Origin of the sequence: Trebonia kvetii (assembly GCF_007827045.1) — a bacterium.
In the GTDB taxonomy this organism is placed as follows: Bacteria; Actinomycetota; Actinomycetes; order Streptosporangiales; family Streptosporangiaceae; genus Trebonia; species Trebonia kvetii.
The window spans coordinates 1-282 of record NZ_RPFW01000073.1; the positions used below are offsets into that span (position 1 = coordinate 1).

The following is a 282-nucleotide window of genomic DNA, read 5'->3' on the forward strand; positions in this document are numbered from 1 at the left end:
GCCAGCCTCATCGACTGGCTCACCAACCTCTGAGCGCCCGGAAATTATGCGCAGTGCCCACCCGCCAAACCGCCCCTGCCAGGCACTATGAGTCGGCACTGCGCATAACCCAGCACTGCGCATAGGGTTCATTATGCATAGCTGAACATAACGAACCCTGGGGGGTTCCCTCCCTGGTCAGGGTGATCCGGCCGTCCTCCAGCACGCCTGCCCTCAGCCACTGCCGGACGAGTTCCCTGGCCGGGAACGTCCCCAGCGACCGGAGGATGTGCTGATGGCTGA

At 63.5% G+C, this 282-nt stretch carries 1 protein-coding gene; it reads right to left on the reverse strand.

The genetic code is table 11. From position 1 onward, the window contains the following. Nucleotides 1–85: 85 nt before the first annotated feature. A partial coding sequence (locus tag EAS64_RS45385) for a hypothetical protein (protein ID WP_500691532.1) occupies nt 86–282 on the reverse strand: 197 nt, incomplete at its 5' end.